We start from the raw sequence: 12,083 nt of genomic DNA on the forward strand, positions 1-12,083 counted from the left end.
AAAATGATTCAGGAAGTTACGGAACTCCGAAAAGGAGATTACCGTCTGCTGCAAAGTAAAAACTATGAAGTGTTTCTCGTAGAAGCCGATAAAATTCCGAACATATTACACGAAATCGGACGCTTGCGCGAAATTACTTTCCGTGCAGTGGGTGAGGGAACCAATAACTCCATTGATTTAGACGAATATGATACCTATTATCATCACATGTTTTTATGGGATGATGAAACCAAACAAATAGCGGGTGCCTACCGTATGGGCTTAGGAAAAGAAATTTTTAAAAAATACGGCATTAATGGTTTTTATTTACAGGAACTTTTTAAGTTTGAGCCCGAGCTGTATATCCATGATGGAAAACTCCATAGAAATGGGAAGAGCGTTTATCGTTTCTGAATATCAGTTAAAGCCTATGCCCTTATTTTTTGTTATGGAAAGGAATTGTACATACCACGCTGCGGTATCCTTCTCATAAATATCTGATAGGCGGAGTGAGTATCAGCAATCAGTTTCTGATTTTTCAAATCGCTTATGATCGAGTTTATGAAATCACATTACTATGATCGTATGTAGCACAGTATATAGCGCCTAAAAAAGAATATAAAGTAAAACTGAAAGACGCTGACAAAGACTTTGTTTTTAATGAAACAGAGGCTGATTTAAATAAATTTGACCGACTTATTGATGAAGTTGAGCCGGGAAATCTCCGCCTACCTGTACTTATAAAAAAGTACATCAAACAAACGCAAGAGTAGTTGCTTTTAATGTAGATCTCTGTTTAATAATTCTGTTGACGGTCTTATGTATATTCGTATAGCAGATTTGCCTGAAAGTACTGTAAAACCGGTTATGGAAGAGTTTCAGTTAGAACTCGAACGCAAATTGTCAGAAAAGCTGATTAGCCAGCAGTTCTCATAAAAGAAATTGCCCGCATAAAGCGGGCAATTTCTTTTATGTCGCATCAACAGATGAATTTCTTTTTAAAGCTGATTTTTAAAACCACGCTTTTTTACGGATCATATAGGTGTTGTAAAACTCTTCATCTGATCTGGTAAGGTAAATAATACCTTCTACAAGACCGATAATGCTCGTAGCAAATAAAAAGATATATCCTACCAGAAAACATGCGGTCATATAGCCTACTACGCTGATAACGAGTAAAATAATACCTTCGTTATTGTAGCCTAAAATAAATTTGTGAATTCCTAAATGCCCCAGTAAAATAGCAATTATTCCTACAAAATTTTTTTGCTGTTGGCATCCTGAGGTTGCGGGCCATTATTAAAATTATAGTTGGGCTGATTTGGCGGTGTGTTTGGGTTTTGTACTTCCATAGTTTTTTTATTTCAAAAATAAGGATATAAATGATTTGTTGTTAGAATTTCTCAAGGATTTTATTTACAATGATTTGTGCCAGCTTTTCCTTACTTTCATCATGTGTCCCAGCCTGCAATATGCGGTGAAAACAATACGTTTTCCGCTTTGAGAAGATACTGAAACGGTTCAGGGAGTTCCTGTGATTCGAACATATTTTCGAAAGAAGATTTTTCATATTCGAGCACATCATCCAGTGCGGCACCTTTTATTGTTCCATCTCTTAGTGCATCGGTTAGGTGAGCAGTATTTACAGACTTGCCCCTTGCAGTATTGATAAACCAAAACGGCTTTTTGAAACCCCGGATAAATTCATTGTGGGCCAGCTCGTGTTTTTGTCCCGTAAAGGGGGTGATTTATGCCTACTATGTCTGCGAGGCGAAGCGTCTTTTGCGATCTTTTTCTTTTGCTGCGGTGCTGTTTTCTATGTCCTGATAATGGTTAAGTAATTGCTGCTGATTGGTGAGTATCCATTGGGCTATGGCGCGTGGCTTCTTCTGTATTTGCCCGACTGCTACCGCCCCTGATTACGGAGATGCCGCTGACTGCATGAAATTGCATTGGGGCAAACGGCTGTTTTTTGCCGAACCTTTTTTGGGTTCCAACAGGCCATGATAGGCCAGGCGGTTGCAATATTCAATGATTTCATCAAAACAGCGTCGGTGTTCGGTGAGCATCATGCCGCGTTCCATTTCGGGATATAATTGATATGGGGTGGTTTTCTGGGCGAGTTGCATTATGCTACAGGCGCTGCTGAGAAAACCTTTGCTCTGCAGATCGGCTATTGATTTCTGGTCATCAACGTTGGTTATTACTTTGTATCGATGCAGGTTGGCATGGTCTACTTTGGCGGGACATTCCATACGGGTTCTATTTGTAATGTGTCGCCTACTACCAAGGCTTTTTTGGCTAATGCAAATGTGGCTGCGCCTACTTCTGGCGAAACTTGCCGGCTTCGTCTACGATTAGCAGGTCTATGTAGTCCAGCAGGGTGGTGTATCCCAGACGCTTCCTGTTTCTGTGTTTCTGACAAGTTTTGAGTAGGAAAAGAATTTGGGTGCCATGAAAATGTGGAAACAAAGCAGGGCTCAGCATGGCAAAGCGTTGCCAGCGTTTGCGGGCATCTCTTTCTCCGTTTTTGTACACCCTATCTTCCAGTATGAGGTCTTTGGTGGCCATGATCCAGCGTCCTTCCCAATAGTGGATGGCGAGGTAAAACAGGTCGTGTTTTAATCCCATTTCCAACTCATCATAGAAGTAGGTTTCTTTTTTGTGTTCGGCCATTTTAAATCCTTCGTCGTCTATGGGTGGATTGGATGTAATGTTGTTTGTTTTGTTTCCAGTTTTTCCAGGCTTGTGAAAGCTTTTTGATTTGCTGGATTACTTGCAGTTTTTCATCAAAAAAATGGTGGAAGGAGCTGATTTTATAAAAGTTTACGGTGTCATAGTTTACCAAACAATCACGGAATAGTTGTTTTAGTCGGATGGCTCTTTTTTCTTTTACGAAACGTAGGAATGAAAAGAGTTTTATCCAGAATGATTCCTGATCCAGATAGTCGCTGAGTTTTCGCTCTATGTCTTTAATGTTTGTTTCTATCTGGTCAAGTGTCTTTTCGTCTAATTTTTGTCCTGAGAATAAACTGCTGGTGGTTGTGGCACCTAATTTTTGAAGGAGTACGGGTATTGTTTTGTATTGTTGCCACAAATTTGATGCCTTCCTGAAGCTCTTTTTGTTTCTGTTGTAGTGTGGCTTGTAGTTGTTTGGTGATGTTCGATACAGTCAGTCCTTCCTGCTGGAGGTAACGTTGCGATTTTTCAATATAGGTTTGCTCTGCAATGTCCAGATAGTTATAATTTTCTTTATCTGTATGTGCTCCGCTCAATCTGCCTTCTACACGTTTTAGATGATGGGTATGTCTCCTGATACTATTTTGCTTTGTGCAGGCAGGTAGAGGCCAAAGCCTTTTAGATTTGGCAACCAGCGTTCATACAACAGCCCTGGTTTTTGGGTTACGCTGAAAAAACTGTCTATGATATTGGTTACTGCCTGATTGTTCGTAGAACAGGCTACGATTACGGCGGGGTCATGTCCTTTTACGGCACTTTGTACTACTTCGTTTGCTACTATGCTTTGGAGGAGGGTTGTCTTTCCAGTTCCAGGTGGCCATTTACGGCTAGTACTTCTCCTTTTGTAGGGTTTGGAAATGGTAAAGCGATTTTCTCTGTGAGATGGAGAGGGGATAGGTATGCGCCATCTGGCCAAGGTGGGTGGCAGATGTGTCTTCAAAGTGGTTGGGTTAATAGGGATTTTAGTTGTGTGTTGGATCTGTCTGCCAGTTTTTCCAATAAGGACGGTACTTTTTTTTCACGGATGAGGTAGTCGTATAGTCTGATGATGCCATCTGCTGCGGCTGTAAGGTTTTCATGGGCGACAATGGTGTTTGAGAAACTGACGGTATGATTTTCTGAAACATATTCCTGTAGTTGTATTCCGGTAATCCGTTGGAAACAGTCTTGAATATAGGTCCAATATTCAGCCCATTTTTCTTCGCCTGCAAAGGGTCTGGCAAATGCGTTGTCTATTTTGTCTACGTCTGAAAAAATAAAGTTTACGGCTTCATTTACCTGTGGTTCCAGATGTGTACGTGGTATGTAGGGGAAGGTGTCTTCATCGGGTTTAAAAATCCGCTTCTGTTGAGCAGGGCTCTGATCCAGAACGGATAGCTGATGCCTGTTTCTCCGAGTATTTGGTGTATTCGGGATCGGGGCTTACTCTGAATGGGGTTATCAGGATGCTGGTCTCTTCTAATTTTTCCCAATCGGGATCATTTTGGTTTGACCGCCCTTTTGCTTCGTTTTGTTTTTTCTCCACGGCATCGAGTAATATTGTTGCAGCTGCTGAAGGTACATGGCCTTTGGCATAGTCAATAGGCAGATTGTGCAGGTGTATGGTTTTGTCTACCTTTATTTCTACCCGTGAGCCATCGGCCAGGGTATTGCGCCAGTATTCTAATAATTGTATTTGATCTTTGTGTGCCATTGTTTTCTAAAAAGAAATTACTTTATTATTCCAAACCATTTTAAGATTTCTTTACCTATGTCATGATTTAGTTTGTTTGTGTCTGGTAAAAAAATGGATAGTTGGGCAATACCGCATTTGTGATGCTCAGTTTTGCCAGCAATGGGATTGAATTCTGCAAATCCGTCAAATTTTGAATGAATTGCCGGATAAAGGAGCATTGCATCTGTTGATGACCAATAGTCATTGTAGGCATACATTTGTCTGAGGTCTTGAATGGAGGGGTTTGAACCGGATATATCTTCCATTTGGTGTCTAAATAAAATATTTCTGGTTTTCATCTCCTGATTTTTTCTCAATTACTATATCAGGCTTGTTTTTATTTGTTTTCCAAAAAGGTTTCCCCATTGATGGTGTATAATCAGGTTTTTATTTGCGGCAGCAGTTTTTAGCTTTGCTAATATGTATTGTTCCCACAGCATGTTCATATCAAACAAGAGGGCCAACATATTTTCATTTCCGTTTTTTATGTTGGGTGCATATTGCAGTATAATGAATTTAGCGATTTCCAGAGCTGTGCTGTATGGTGCTGCTTTCCTGTTTTCTTTTAGTTTGTTAAATGTGTCAGGTGTAACCGTAATACGAGAAACTTCTGGAAAAGATGCCTTTACTGTTTTGCAAAGACTATAGATATAACTGTTTTTAGAAAAGTGTTCAAATATCCCAGTGCTTTGCTGATGATTTGGTGTATATGGTGGTCTGTGCCGTATACTTGATGTGTGGTGTAAAAACGTTCTTTATGAACTGCATTTCTGCTGAGGTGTCCGGCAAATTCCAGTTTTCCTTTTAATGCTTTTACATTGGCTGTTTGCTGATAATATTGTTTGATAAGCCCGCCATGAATTTAAGGCTTTAACTTCGTTGAGATACCATTCAAAATAAATGTCGAGCAGATGTCTGTTTTGTTTTTCGACATTTGCATTGTCTGTATTTTGGACCTTGATTTTTCGAGCCACACGCAGCATGTCTATCAACACTTCCTGCCATAGATTTGTGTCGGTAGAGGCTTTGTCTATTTTAGGTAATATTTCTATTGTTAGCCCTTCTACTTGTATGACACCTACATATTGTTTGAAATAAATACTTCCGGTAATGGGCGGAAATATTTGTCATTATGCAGTTCATTTAGCTTAAAGAGTGCATCATAGTGTTTTTTACTAAATAGCACACCATCATATTGACGGCCAATGATGAGTTTGTTGTGCTCAAAAACCTGTATCCTGTTTTTCAACCTGGTCATTTATACGGTTTTTATTTTAAGTGCTTCGATAGCACCTACTATGTTATTTTCGTTCAGTTCCGGAAATACATATTTAGGTTTGTCCGCATAGCCTGGGTATGGGTTGTTTCCTGCAAATTCTATGTTGCTGTTTTCATTGATACGGATAAATCCATCGCAAGTACAAGGTTTATTTTTTCGTAATCGCCATAAAAATATTCTTGTAATAGTGGAATGATGCAGTTTTTGAATGTGTGCGCCAGAGCTGCTTTGTCCTTAACCTTGAGAAAGTAGGAGTGTCCTATGGTATGGTCTCTGTCCAATAGGGCTTCGATTCTGTCATTGATGGTTTCCAGCAGCAAGCCCAGATTGATTCCTTCTATGTCTGTTTTATCAATACGGCTATAGTCGGGTATGATTTCTACAAAGCTGAACCTGCGGCGGAGTGCCGTATCCAGCGCTTCTACGCTACGGTCTGCCGTATTCATGGTGCCAATGATGTAGATATTGGCAGGTACGCCAAAATCATTTTTTGAATAGGGTAGTTTTAATTTGATTTCTTCAGTAGCTCCTATGCGTTTATCGGGTTCAAGTAATGTGATTAGTTCTCCAAATATAGCCGATACATTACCACGGTTTATTTCGTCGATTATTAGTACATGGTTTTTATCGGGCGATTCAGAAACAGTATTGTATTTAATGAGGCCGTATTTTTCATACAGATGGTTTACAATACCTCTGATATAGCTCGGGTTATAAATTCCTTCTATTGATTCTGTCTGATAGAATTTCAGCAGATTTTCTATACTTGCTGGGTAGTTGGGGTTGTCATTCGTTGATTCGTGCGGGTTTATCCTGAATGTTACTCCTCCAAGATAGGATACATCAAATTTACTCCTGTTTGTATGTATGGTAAAGGGTTGATTGTTTGTAACGTCGTCTTTGAACCGTTTTAGTACTTCTTCAAAGTTAGAATTGCTTTTTATTCCTGCTTTTTCACATAGCAGTTTGAACAGGCCTGGTTGTGTGCTGTATACGACATCGTTGTTTAATGTTTCAGGTTTTATGCCTTCTACAAAATCTTCATAGCTCATGCTTTGATGAAAGGTAGTAAATACTATCTGCCCTGTTTCAGTAAGTCGTTTGTATTCGTCTGTGATTTTTTTGCGCTGCTCTTCGTCTGTCAACGTCTTATCGAATTTAAAATCCGGATTGGCAATTTTTATGGCCAATTCTTTGGTAGCATAGGTTTTACCGGTGCCGGGAGGACCATAAAGGATTTGATTTAGGGGATGTTTTTTATCGGTAGGAGTAGTGTTCATAGTTGTTATTGTGTTTGTTTCGGGATTATTTCTTACATCGACATTATAGTATTTACTAAAAAGGATGTCATTGGCTTCCTGCAAATTGAAGATTTGCTTGATTGTTGTATTTGCACTGGGAAGCCATGCTTTTTTGTGCTTTACAAGGTCTAAAGTGTTAGGCTGTACAGGTTGGGCTATGATTTCTATTTTTCTCCCTTTGTAGCCTTCGTCTAGATCATTTTTTATGTCTGATGGCAATTCTATAACATCGCTCGTGATTTTGGCAATACAGCCTAGTTTGTCTTTTCCATAGGTTATGTATACGTAATCGCCTATTCCCAAAGTGTTTTTAAATAGTTGTGCCTGACTTTTTCCCGTGTTTTCATGCATGGAAATTAAATTTTCTTTTTCGAGCCTTTCTACTATATTGACTTTGTAGTATCTGGGAGTTTTATAGAATACGCCCATTGAAAATTTGAATATGCGGTGTCCGTTCAGATTAATAAATGTTTTTCCTTTTTCACGAACTTCAAACCCCAGCTTGGTCAAATAGTCATTGGTTGGAGGTCCCCCACCATTAGGCCAGTCTAATGAGCCATCGTATTGTTTACGGGCATACCGCATTATTTCTTTGGGTGGGTATGGTTTGCCATTTACGATAACTTCCCAACGTGTGCCTGTGGTTAGGTTTATGTTTTCCTGATCGATTTCGTGTACGGCCGAGAGTATGTGTTCTTTGGTAATGTCTGAAGGTTTGAATTTCATTAATTATTCTTTTAAAAGGTTTGAACAATTGTTTAGGGTATAATTTTTTTGGTACAAAGCAAGCAGTATCAGCCCATCCTCCCGATTTGGAATGAGCTGATAGTAGCGTGGTTTTGCTTCGGAGTAGAGATCGAGTTCTTTCATGGTGAAGATAATGTCTATTTTATTATACAAAGCTTTTCTCGGATTTTTTATTTATAACTATTGAAATTTTACATTCATTGTTTTTATCTTTTTGAGATACCAATATTAATAAGGACGTAGGGTTAAAATCCGTTAATTAATCTTTCTTCCGTAAACGGTGATTTTTATATTAGGAATGATGTGAAGTGTAATTCCTTTACCTAAACTTATGCTGAAGCTGGCTTTGTCTACTACTTTTCCATTCGAATCATAAAATTTTCCAGAGGAAGAATAGGCTACTTTACCATTGTCATGATACGCTATTCCTGATGAGCTATATGCTGTCTTACCATTCGCATGATATACCGTGCCAGATGAAGATAGAGCGGTTTTGCCATTATCATGATAAGCGATGCCCGAAGAACTGTAAGCCGTCTTGCCATTCGCATGATATGCTATGCCAGAGGAAGAGAAAGCAGTTTTACCATTGTCATGATAAGCTACGCCAGAATCGCTCCATTTTGTCTTTTTGTTGTCGTGATATGTTGCCATTTTTTATTTTTTAATTAATTGAATAGAAGCTTCCAATGCTTCATAGTGTAAAGTTTTTTTATGATTTATTACAATTGACTTGTTATCCTGGATTAAAAATAAATCTTGGATCCTTTATTTCATTTAAAGCAACCCACTCAGCAAATTTTTCATTCAGAATTTCAGAAAAAGGTTTATCGAATGGTTCTTCGTTACATTCACAATCAATGAGATCGTCCAACACCTTCTCTACTGATTTTTTAATTTCATTATTATCTTTAACTTTTTGATACATTAACCAAGGTTTATCTTTTGATGTACCAGAAAGATAATTGCCTTGTTCATCCAATTCAATTTTGTCATGAGCAACTTCAAATGTTGAAATTGAAGTTCTATGTACAACACGTATCCCTTGTTCTCTTGCAGTTTGAATTTCCTTGTAGATATTTTGATTACCAGTCCAAACATTATTGACGTGACCTTTTTGTTCTTAGGGTAATCTGAATCATGCAATACTGAAAAGTTTACTTTAAAGTGTGCCAGCATTTTAATCAACGGAACCATAGTAAATTTTCCTCTAGCTCTGATAAGTATTGGCTTGTAATTGATGTGATATTTTTCGTTTTCCATCCGCATCACTTTGTCAAAAGCCGCATACTCTGTATCGCCTTCAACTATTATTGGGTATTGGCCAAAAAACATTTCAGAAAGGTTCTGATCAAAACTATTCAATAATTTCAAATTGTCAATTTCATCCTCTGTAAAGGTTATTTCGTCTGATCTGTATGTACTCGGATTTGGATTTCCTTTATTTCTTGATAATCGAACTATTGTTGTATGATCTTCAAATGGATTAATAAAAAGAGGACTATGAGTCGTAAGCATAACCTGCCAAGATGGATCATTAGCTAGTTCATATAGGTATTTTGATGCTGCTCTGATACCGTTAGGATGAAGTGCTATCTCTGGTTCGTCAATTAATAGCATGTAACCTGGTAGCGATATCTCTCCATCTCTTTCGTCCATCGCTTTTTCTACTTCAATTTCTTTAGCCTGCTGTAATTCTTTTGATTTGTCATCAATAGCTGCTTGTTTGGTTTCTCTAGTTGCATCTGTTTTTGCTCTATCTCTTTCTCCCTCTAATTTTTTAATATCTTTCTCAAGTGCTTTTAATTTCTTTTCATTATCGACTTTAAAAACTCTTCACCGCCTGTAGTCTTGAACGAACTTGTAATAATGACCAAAACAATGCTCGTTGAGAACCGCTTCCTTGCTGATCCCAATCTATATTTTCTTCAAATTCCCGTATGCTTAATTTAGACCCTTTAATTAATGCATCGAGAGGGTCAACTTTCAAGTCTGACATTCCTATATTTAAATCAACAGAAAGATTTGGGAAGATTTTGTTATGGCTATTAGTCATTCTTTGACTGATTTTTTCAATAATCTCTTTATGTTCTTCCACTGGCTTTTGAGCATGCTCAGTAAATATTTCTAATGCTTTGCTTAATTCAGATTCTTTATTATCTAAATGTGAACGTAGATTCTCCGCAATAGGATCAACTATAAGTTTTAGTAGGTTCTTTAATTCTACTTGTGGATTCTCTAATGCACCTATTCTAAAAGGAACAGGCAATCTGCTATTAAAAACACTATCTAACCCCGCAGCATTGCCGTCCTCTGAATAGCTCTCTAATTCGGGGTCATATGTTTTTCTTGTCTTAGAACCATTTTTATCCCATTCCCATCTGCTTTTTACAACTAATAAATCTCCTTGCTTCTCTTTCCACTTCTCAGCTATATTAGCCGTTCCTTCGGGTATATGGACAGAGATTTCCACATATGTATTTTCTTCTTTGGATTTTTTACAATAGTCCTTATCATATGAGTATATCTGAGTACCAACAGCTAATTCATAAGCTCTTAATATAGTTGATTTTCCTGTGTTGTTATCACCAACAAGACATAAAATATTATCAAGACTAACCGTTAAACCTTCGTTGCCAATACATCCAAGATTTCCAATAGATATTTTTAATAATTTTGATCTCATATTAATCGTATAAATTTTTCACATATCGGTTAATGTAACTATTCAAACCGCTGCCACTTCGGGCTAATCCTTTCATGGTTTCTACATGGCTACTTCCAGCTTTTCTGTAGCTATAAGTATAGGTGCGGGATGTTCCTGAAAATTTTACTTTAATGTAATCAGCTCCTATTTCATAAGCGATACTCCTGAATCTCCTCTTGTATTTCTATATCTTTCCATTGTTTTTAGTTTTTAAAATTCAACATAAATTTCTGACATTCCTTTATCGTCTCTTTGATAACCAGGGCGTGGTCCGTCAAAATGGTCTTCGGTAACTGTGATATCGTCGGCTTTACTAAGGTCATACATTCTCCAACCAAATTTTCCTGTAGAGCTATATCCATCAATTTGAAATGCACGTAGCCCTTCGTTCCCTGCTGTTGTTTCTCCATAGCAATGGGGTTCAACAACTCTTAATTCTTCATCATAGTAAAATTCTATTACTTTCTGATTTTCAATTGCTTCAATAATTTTTTTGTTCATGATTTTGTTTTTTATTTAAATGGTTACTTATAATTGATTGTTGGTGTGTACTCTGCGTGAGGGATAGTAGCGTAAAGCCCGCAGCGTAGCGAGGACTTGTAGCGGATAGCCCGACCCAAGGGGCACGCCCATATACATAATATATCAATGTTGTTTTCATACGCTTATTACTTCTACTTTACTCTTCCCGCTCTGCTGCTTACTCACCTTAATCTGCACAGGAATCCTTTCCGTCATTTCCTGTACGTGGGAGATGACGCCTACTTTGCGGCCCTGATTGTGCAGCCTTTCCAGGGCATCCATGGCGATATTGAGCGTGGTGGGGTCTAACGAGCCAAAGCCTTCGTCAATAAAGAGGGATTCTACTTTCATACGGCTGGAGGATAGGGAGGCGAGGCCGAGGGCGAGGGCAAGCGACACGAGGAATGATTCTCCGCCCGAAAGGGAGTAAACCGTACGCACTTCATCGCCCATGTCCTGATCGACGACCTGCAGGCCAAGTGATGCGGGGATGCGCTCGATTTTGTAGCGGCTGGTGAGTGCCTGTAAATGGATGTTGGCATAGCCCAACAATACGTCGAGGGTGTATTCTTGTGCAATCTGGCGGAACTTTTTACCGTCGGCCGAGCCTATGATTTCGTTGAGTTTGCTCCAGTTTTCTGTAATGGCGGCTTGTGCTGCGATGGTTTTTAGCAGGTCGCCTATTTTGTTTTTATTGGCTTCGTTTTGTTGCAGTTGGTAGTGGTTTTGTCCTTTTTATTGCTTTTTTGTTCTGCTTCTGATTTTGCGACGGTGTGAAGGGTGTTGAGTTCCTCAAGTGACCGTTCGGATAAACGATTTTGTTTGTGGGAGTCGAAGGTTTGTTTGCGTTCGCAAGGATGTTGCTGGCTTTGGCTACTTTTCTTCAATGGTTTGTAGTGCTGTTTGTTCGGTAGTGATCCATTCGTTGCTATGGGTTAATAGTTGGTGTAATGCGTCAATGTTCAGCGATTGGTTGTTTTTTTGGTTGTATTGGTTGAGCCAGTCCTGCATTTTTTGCAATGCATTTTGGACCTCGGTTTCTAAGGTTGTTAGTGTGTTTGTTAGTTCTTCTTTTTGGGTATGGGCTTTGGTGCT

At 38.7% G+C, this 12,083-nt stretch carries 25 protein-coding genes and 2 pseudogenes; 4 read left to right on the forward strand and 23 right to left on the reverse strand.

Going from position 1 to position 12,083, the window contains the following annotated elements; genetic code table 11:
• Together QW060_RS28590 and QW060_RS28595 are read left to right on the forward strand one after the other, a co-directional pair.
• A partial coding sequence (locus QW060_RS28590) for a GNAT family N-acetyltransferase (RefSeq protein WP_397386111.1) occupies positions 1–393 on the forward strand: 393 nt, incomplete at its 5' end.
• 29 nt (positions 394–422) lie between these two features.
• Positions 423–560, forward strand: a complete 138-nt coding sequence (locus tag QW060_RS28595) for a hypothetical protein (protein ID WP_397386112.1) — start codon at positions 423–425, stop codon at positions 558–560.
• A gap of 430 nt (positions 561–990) precedes the next feature.
• Here the strand turns inward: QW060_RS28595 and QW060_RS20020 are convergent, their stop codons facing one another.
• From QW060_RS20020 to QW060_RS20030, 4 genes and pseudogenes are all read right to left on the reverse strand, one after another.
• Positions 991–1,131, reverse strand: a complete 141-nt coding sequence (locus QW060_RS20020; RefSeq protein WP_290365011.1) for a hypothetical protein — start codon at positions 1,129–1,131, stop codon at positions 991–993.
• Positions 1,132–1,161: 30 nt separating this feature from the next.
• Positions 1,162–1,230 (reverse strand): annotated as a pseudogene (locus QW060_RS28120) (NINE protein); the annotation flags it as partial.
• Positions 1,231–1,372: 142 nt separating this feature from the next.
• A pseudogene (locus tag QW060_RS20025) lies at positions 1,373–1,724 on the reverse strand (NAD(P)-dependent oxidoreductase); the annotation flags it as partial.
• 174 nt (positions 1,725–1,898) lie between these two features.
• Entirely contained in the window at positions 1,899–2,234 is a 336-nt protein-coding gene (locus tag QW060_RS20030; protein WP_290365012.1) for a hypothetical protein, read from the reverse strand.
• Positions 2,235–2,252: 18 nt separating this feature from the next.
• Here QW060_RS20030 and QW060_RS20035 point away from each other — a divergent pair, with 18 nt between their 5' ends.
• On the forward strand, positions 2,253–2,411 hold the full coding sequence (locus tag QW060_RS20035) for a hypothetical protein (protein ID WP_290365013.1): 159 nt from the start codon (positions 2,253–2,255) through the stop codon (positions 2,409–2,411).
• Between the two features lie 245 nt (positions 2,412–2,656).
• Here the strand turns inward: QW060_RS20035 and QW060_RS20040 are convergent, their stop codons facing one another.
• From QW060_RS20040 to QW060_RS20120, 18 genes are all read right to left on the reverse strand, one after another.
• Positions 2,657–3,076, reverse strand: a complete 420-nt coding sequence (locus QW060_RS20040) for a hypothetical protein (protein ID WP_290365014.1) — start codon at positions 3,074–3,076, stop codon at positions 2,657–2,659.
• The gene (locus QW060_RS20045) at positions 2,973–3,254 is read right to left on the reverse strand and encodes a hypothetical protein (protein ID WP_290365015.1); all 282 of its coding nucleotides are present in this window, start codon (positions 3,252–3,254) and stop codon (positions 2,973–2,975) included. The genes QW060_RS20040 and QW060_RS20045 overlap by 104 nt, the downstream gene beginning before the upstream one ends.
• 17 nt (positions 3,255–3,271) lie before the next feature.
• A complete protein-coding gene (locus tag QW060_RS20050; protein WP_290365016.1) occupies positions 3,272–3,658 on the reverse strand; it encodes a DEAD/DEAH box helicase family protein in 387 nt (128 codons plus the stop codon).
• 22 nt (positions 3,659–3,680) lie between these two features.
• A complete protein-coding gene (locus tag QW060_RS20055) occupies positions 3,681–3,941 on the reverse strand; it encodes a hypothetical protein (protein ID WP_290365017.1) in 261 nt (86 codons plus the stop codon).
• Positions 3,942–4,048: 107 nt separating this feature from the next.
• Entirely contained in the window at positions 4,049–4,411 is a 363-nt protein-coding gene (locus tag QW060_RS20060; RefSeq protein WP_290365018.1) for a hypothetical protein, read from the reverse strand.
• Positions 4,412–4,428: 17 nt separating this feature from the next.
• On the reverse strand, positions 4,429–4,698 hold the full coding sequence (locus tag QW060_RS20065) for a hypothetical protein (protein WP_290365019.1): 270 nt from the start codon (positions 4,696–4,698) through the stop codon (positions 4,429–4,431).
• Between the two features lie 54 nt (positions 4,699–4,752).
• Entirely contained in the window at positions 4,753–5,160 is a 408-nt protein-coding gene (locus tag QW060_RS20070) for a 5-methylcytosine restriction system specificity protein McrC (protein ID WP_317623215.1), read from the reverse strand.
• Positions 5,058–5,294, reverse strand: a complete 237-nt coding sequence (locus tag QW060_RS28600; RefSeq protein WP_397386113.1) for a 5-methylcytosine restriction system specificity protein McrC — start codon at positions 5,292–5,294, stop codon at positions 5,058–5,060. Before QW060_RS28600 ends, QW060_RS20070 begins: the two co-directional genes overlap by 103 nt.
• A complete protein-coding gene (locus QW060_RS20075; RefSeq protein WP_317623216.1) occupies positions 5,188–5,556 on the reverse strand; it encodes a 5-methylcytosine restriction system specificity protein McrC in 369 nt (122 codons plus the stop codon). Before QW060_RS20075 ends, QW060_RS28600 begins: the two co-directional genes overlap by 107 nt.
• Complete coding sequence (locus tag QW060_RS20080; protein WP_290365020.1) at positions 5,511–5,690, reverse strand: hypothetical protein; 180 nt, start codon at positions 5,688–5,690, stop codon at positions 5,511–5,513. The genes QW060_RS20075 and QW060_RS20080 overlap by 46 nt, the downstream gene beginning before the upstream one ends.
• A 119-nt stretch (positions 5,691–5,809) precedes the next feature.
• Positions 5,810–7,738: an McrB family protein gene (locus QW060_RS20085; RefSeq protein ID WP_290365021.1), complete on the reverse strand. Its 1,929-nt coding sequence runs from the start codon at positions 7,736–7,738 to the stop codon at positions 5,810–5,812.
• Positions 7,739–7,741: 3 nt separating this feature from the next.
• Positions 7,742–7,912: a hypothetical protein gene (locus tag QW060_RS20090; protein WP_290363574.1), complete on the reverse strand. Its 171-nt coding sequence runs from the start codon at positions 7,910–7,912 to the stop codon at positions 7,742–7,744.
• Positions 7,913–8,014: 102 nt separating this feature from the next.
• Positions 8,015–8,413, reverse strand: coding sequence for a hypothetical protein (locus QW060_RS20095; RefSeq protein WP_290363573.1), 399 nt, complete (start codon positions 8,411–8,413; stop codon positions 8,015–8,017).
• Between the two features lie 82 nt (positions 8,414–8,495).
• On the reverse strand, positions 8,496–8,636 hold the full coding sequence (locus QW060_RS20100) for a hypothetical protein (RefSeq protein WP_290365022.1): 141 nt from the start codon (positions 8,634–8,636) through the stop codon (positions 8,496–8,498).
• A gap of 50 nt (positions 8,637–8,686) precedes the next feature.
• On the reverse strand, positions 8,687–9,544 hold the full coding sequence (locus QW060_RS20105; protein WP_317623217.1) for an ATP-dependent nuclease: 858 nt from the start codon (positions 9,542–9,544) through the stop codon (positions 8,687–8,689).
• 40 nt (positions 9,545–9,584) lie between these two features.
• Positions 9,585–10,445, reverse strand: a complete 861-nt coding sequence (locus QW060_RS20110) for an ATP-binding protein (protein WP_290365023.1) — start codon at positions 10,443–10,445, stop codon at positions 9,585–9,587.
• A gap of 231 nt (positions 10,446–10,676) precedes the next feature.
• Positions 10,677–10,967, reverse strand: a complete 291-nt coding sequence (locus QW060_RS20115) for a WYL domain-containing protein (protein ID WP_290365024.1) — start codon at positions 10,965–10,967, stop codon at positions 10,677–10,679.
• Positions 10,968–11,123: 156 nt separating this feature from the next.
• Positions 11,124–11,537, reverse strand: a complete 414-nt coding sequence (locus QW060_RS20120; protein ID WP_290365025.1) for an SbcC/MukB-like Walker B domain-containing protein — start codon at positions 11,535–11,537, stop codon at positions 11,124–11,126.
• A gap of 13 nt (positions 11,538–11,550) precedes the next feature.
• Between QW060_RS20120 and QW060_RS20125 the strand changes: the two genes are divergently transcribed.
• Entirely contained in the window at positions 11,551–11,709 is a 159-nt protein-coding gene (locus QW060_RS20125; RefSeq protein ID WP_290365026.1) for a hypothetical protein, read from the forward strand.
• A gap of 152 nt (positions 11,710–11,861) precedes the next feature.
• Here the strand turns inward: QW060_RS20125 and QW060_RS20130 are convergent.
• The coding region (locus tag QW060_RS20130) for a hypothetical protein (protein WP_290365027.1) at positions 11,862–12,083 on the reverse strand (222 nt) is incomplete at its 5' end.

This window comes from Paenimyroides ceti (assembly GCF_030409925.1).

Excerpts from the sequence above, each read along its gene's own strand:
- QW060_RS20020 (WP_290365011.1), bottom strand. The coding sequence starts at position 1,131 with ATGACCGCATGTTTTCTGGTAGGATATATCTTTTTATTTGCTACGAGC.
- QW060_RS20065 (WP_290365019.1), bottom strand. The coding sequence starts at position 4,698 with ATGGAAGATATATCCGGTTCAAACCCCTCCATTCAAGACCTCAGACAA.
- QW060_RS20115 (WP_290365024.1), bottom strand. The coding sequence starts at position 10,967 with ATGAACAAAAAAATTATTGAAGCAATTGAAAATCAGAAAGTAATAGAA.
- QW060_RS20080 (WP_290365020.1), bottom strand. The coding sequence starts at position 5,690 with ATGACCAGGTTGAAAAACAGGATACAGGTTTTTGAGCACAACAAACTC.
- QW060_RS20060 (WP_290365018.1), bottom strand. The coding sequence starts at position 4,411 with ATGGCACACAAAGATCAAATACAATTATTAGAATACTGGCGCAATACC.
- QW060_RS20095 (WP_290363573.1), bottom strand. The coding sequence starts at position 8,413 with ATGGCAACATATCACGACAACAAAAAGACAAAATGGAGCGATTCTGGC.
- QW060_RS20030 (WP_290365012.1), bottom strand. The coding sequence starts at position 2,234 with ATGGAATGTCCCGCCAAAGTAGACCATGCCAACCTGCATCGATACAAA.
- QW060_RS20085 (WP_290365021.1), bottom strand. The coding sequence starts at position 7,738 with ATGAAATTCAAACCTTCAGACATTACCAAAGAACACATACTCTCGGCC.
- QW060_RS20110 (WP_290365023.1), bottom strand. The coding sequence starts at position 10,445 with ATGAGATCAAAATTATTAAAAATATCTATTGGAAATCTTGGATGTATT.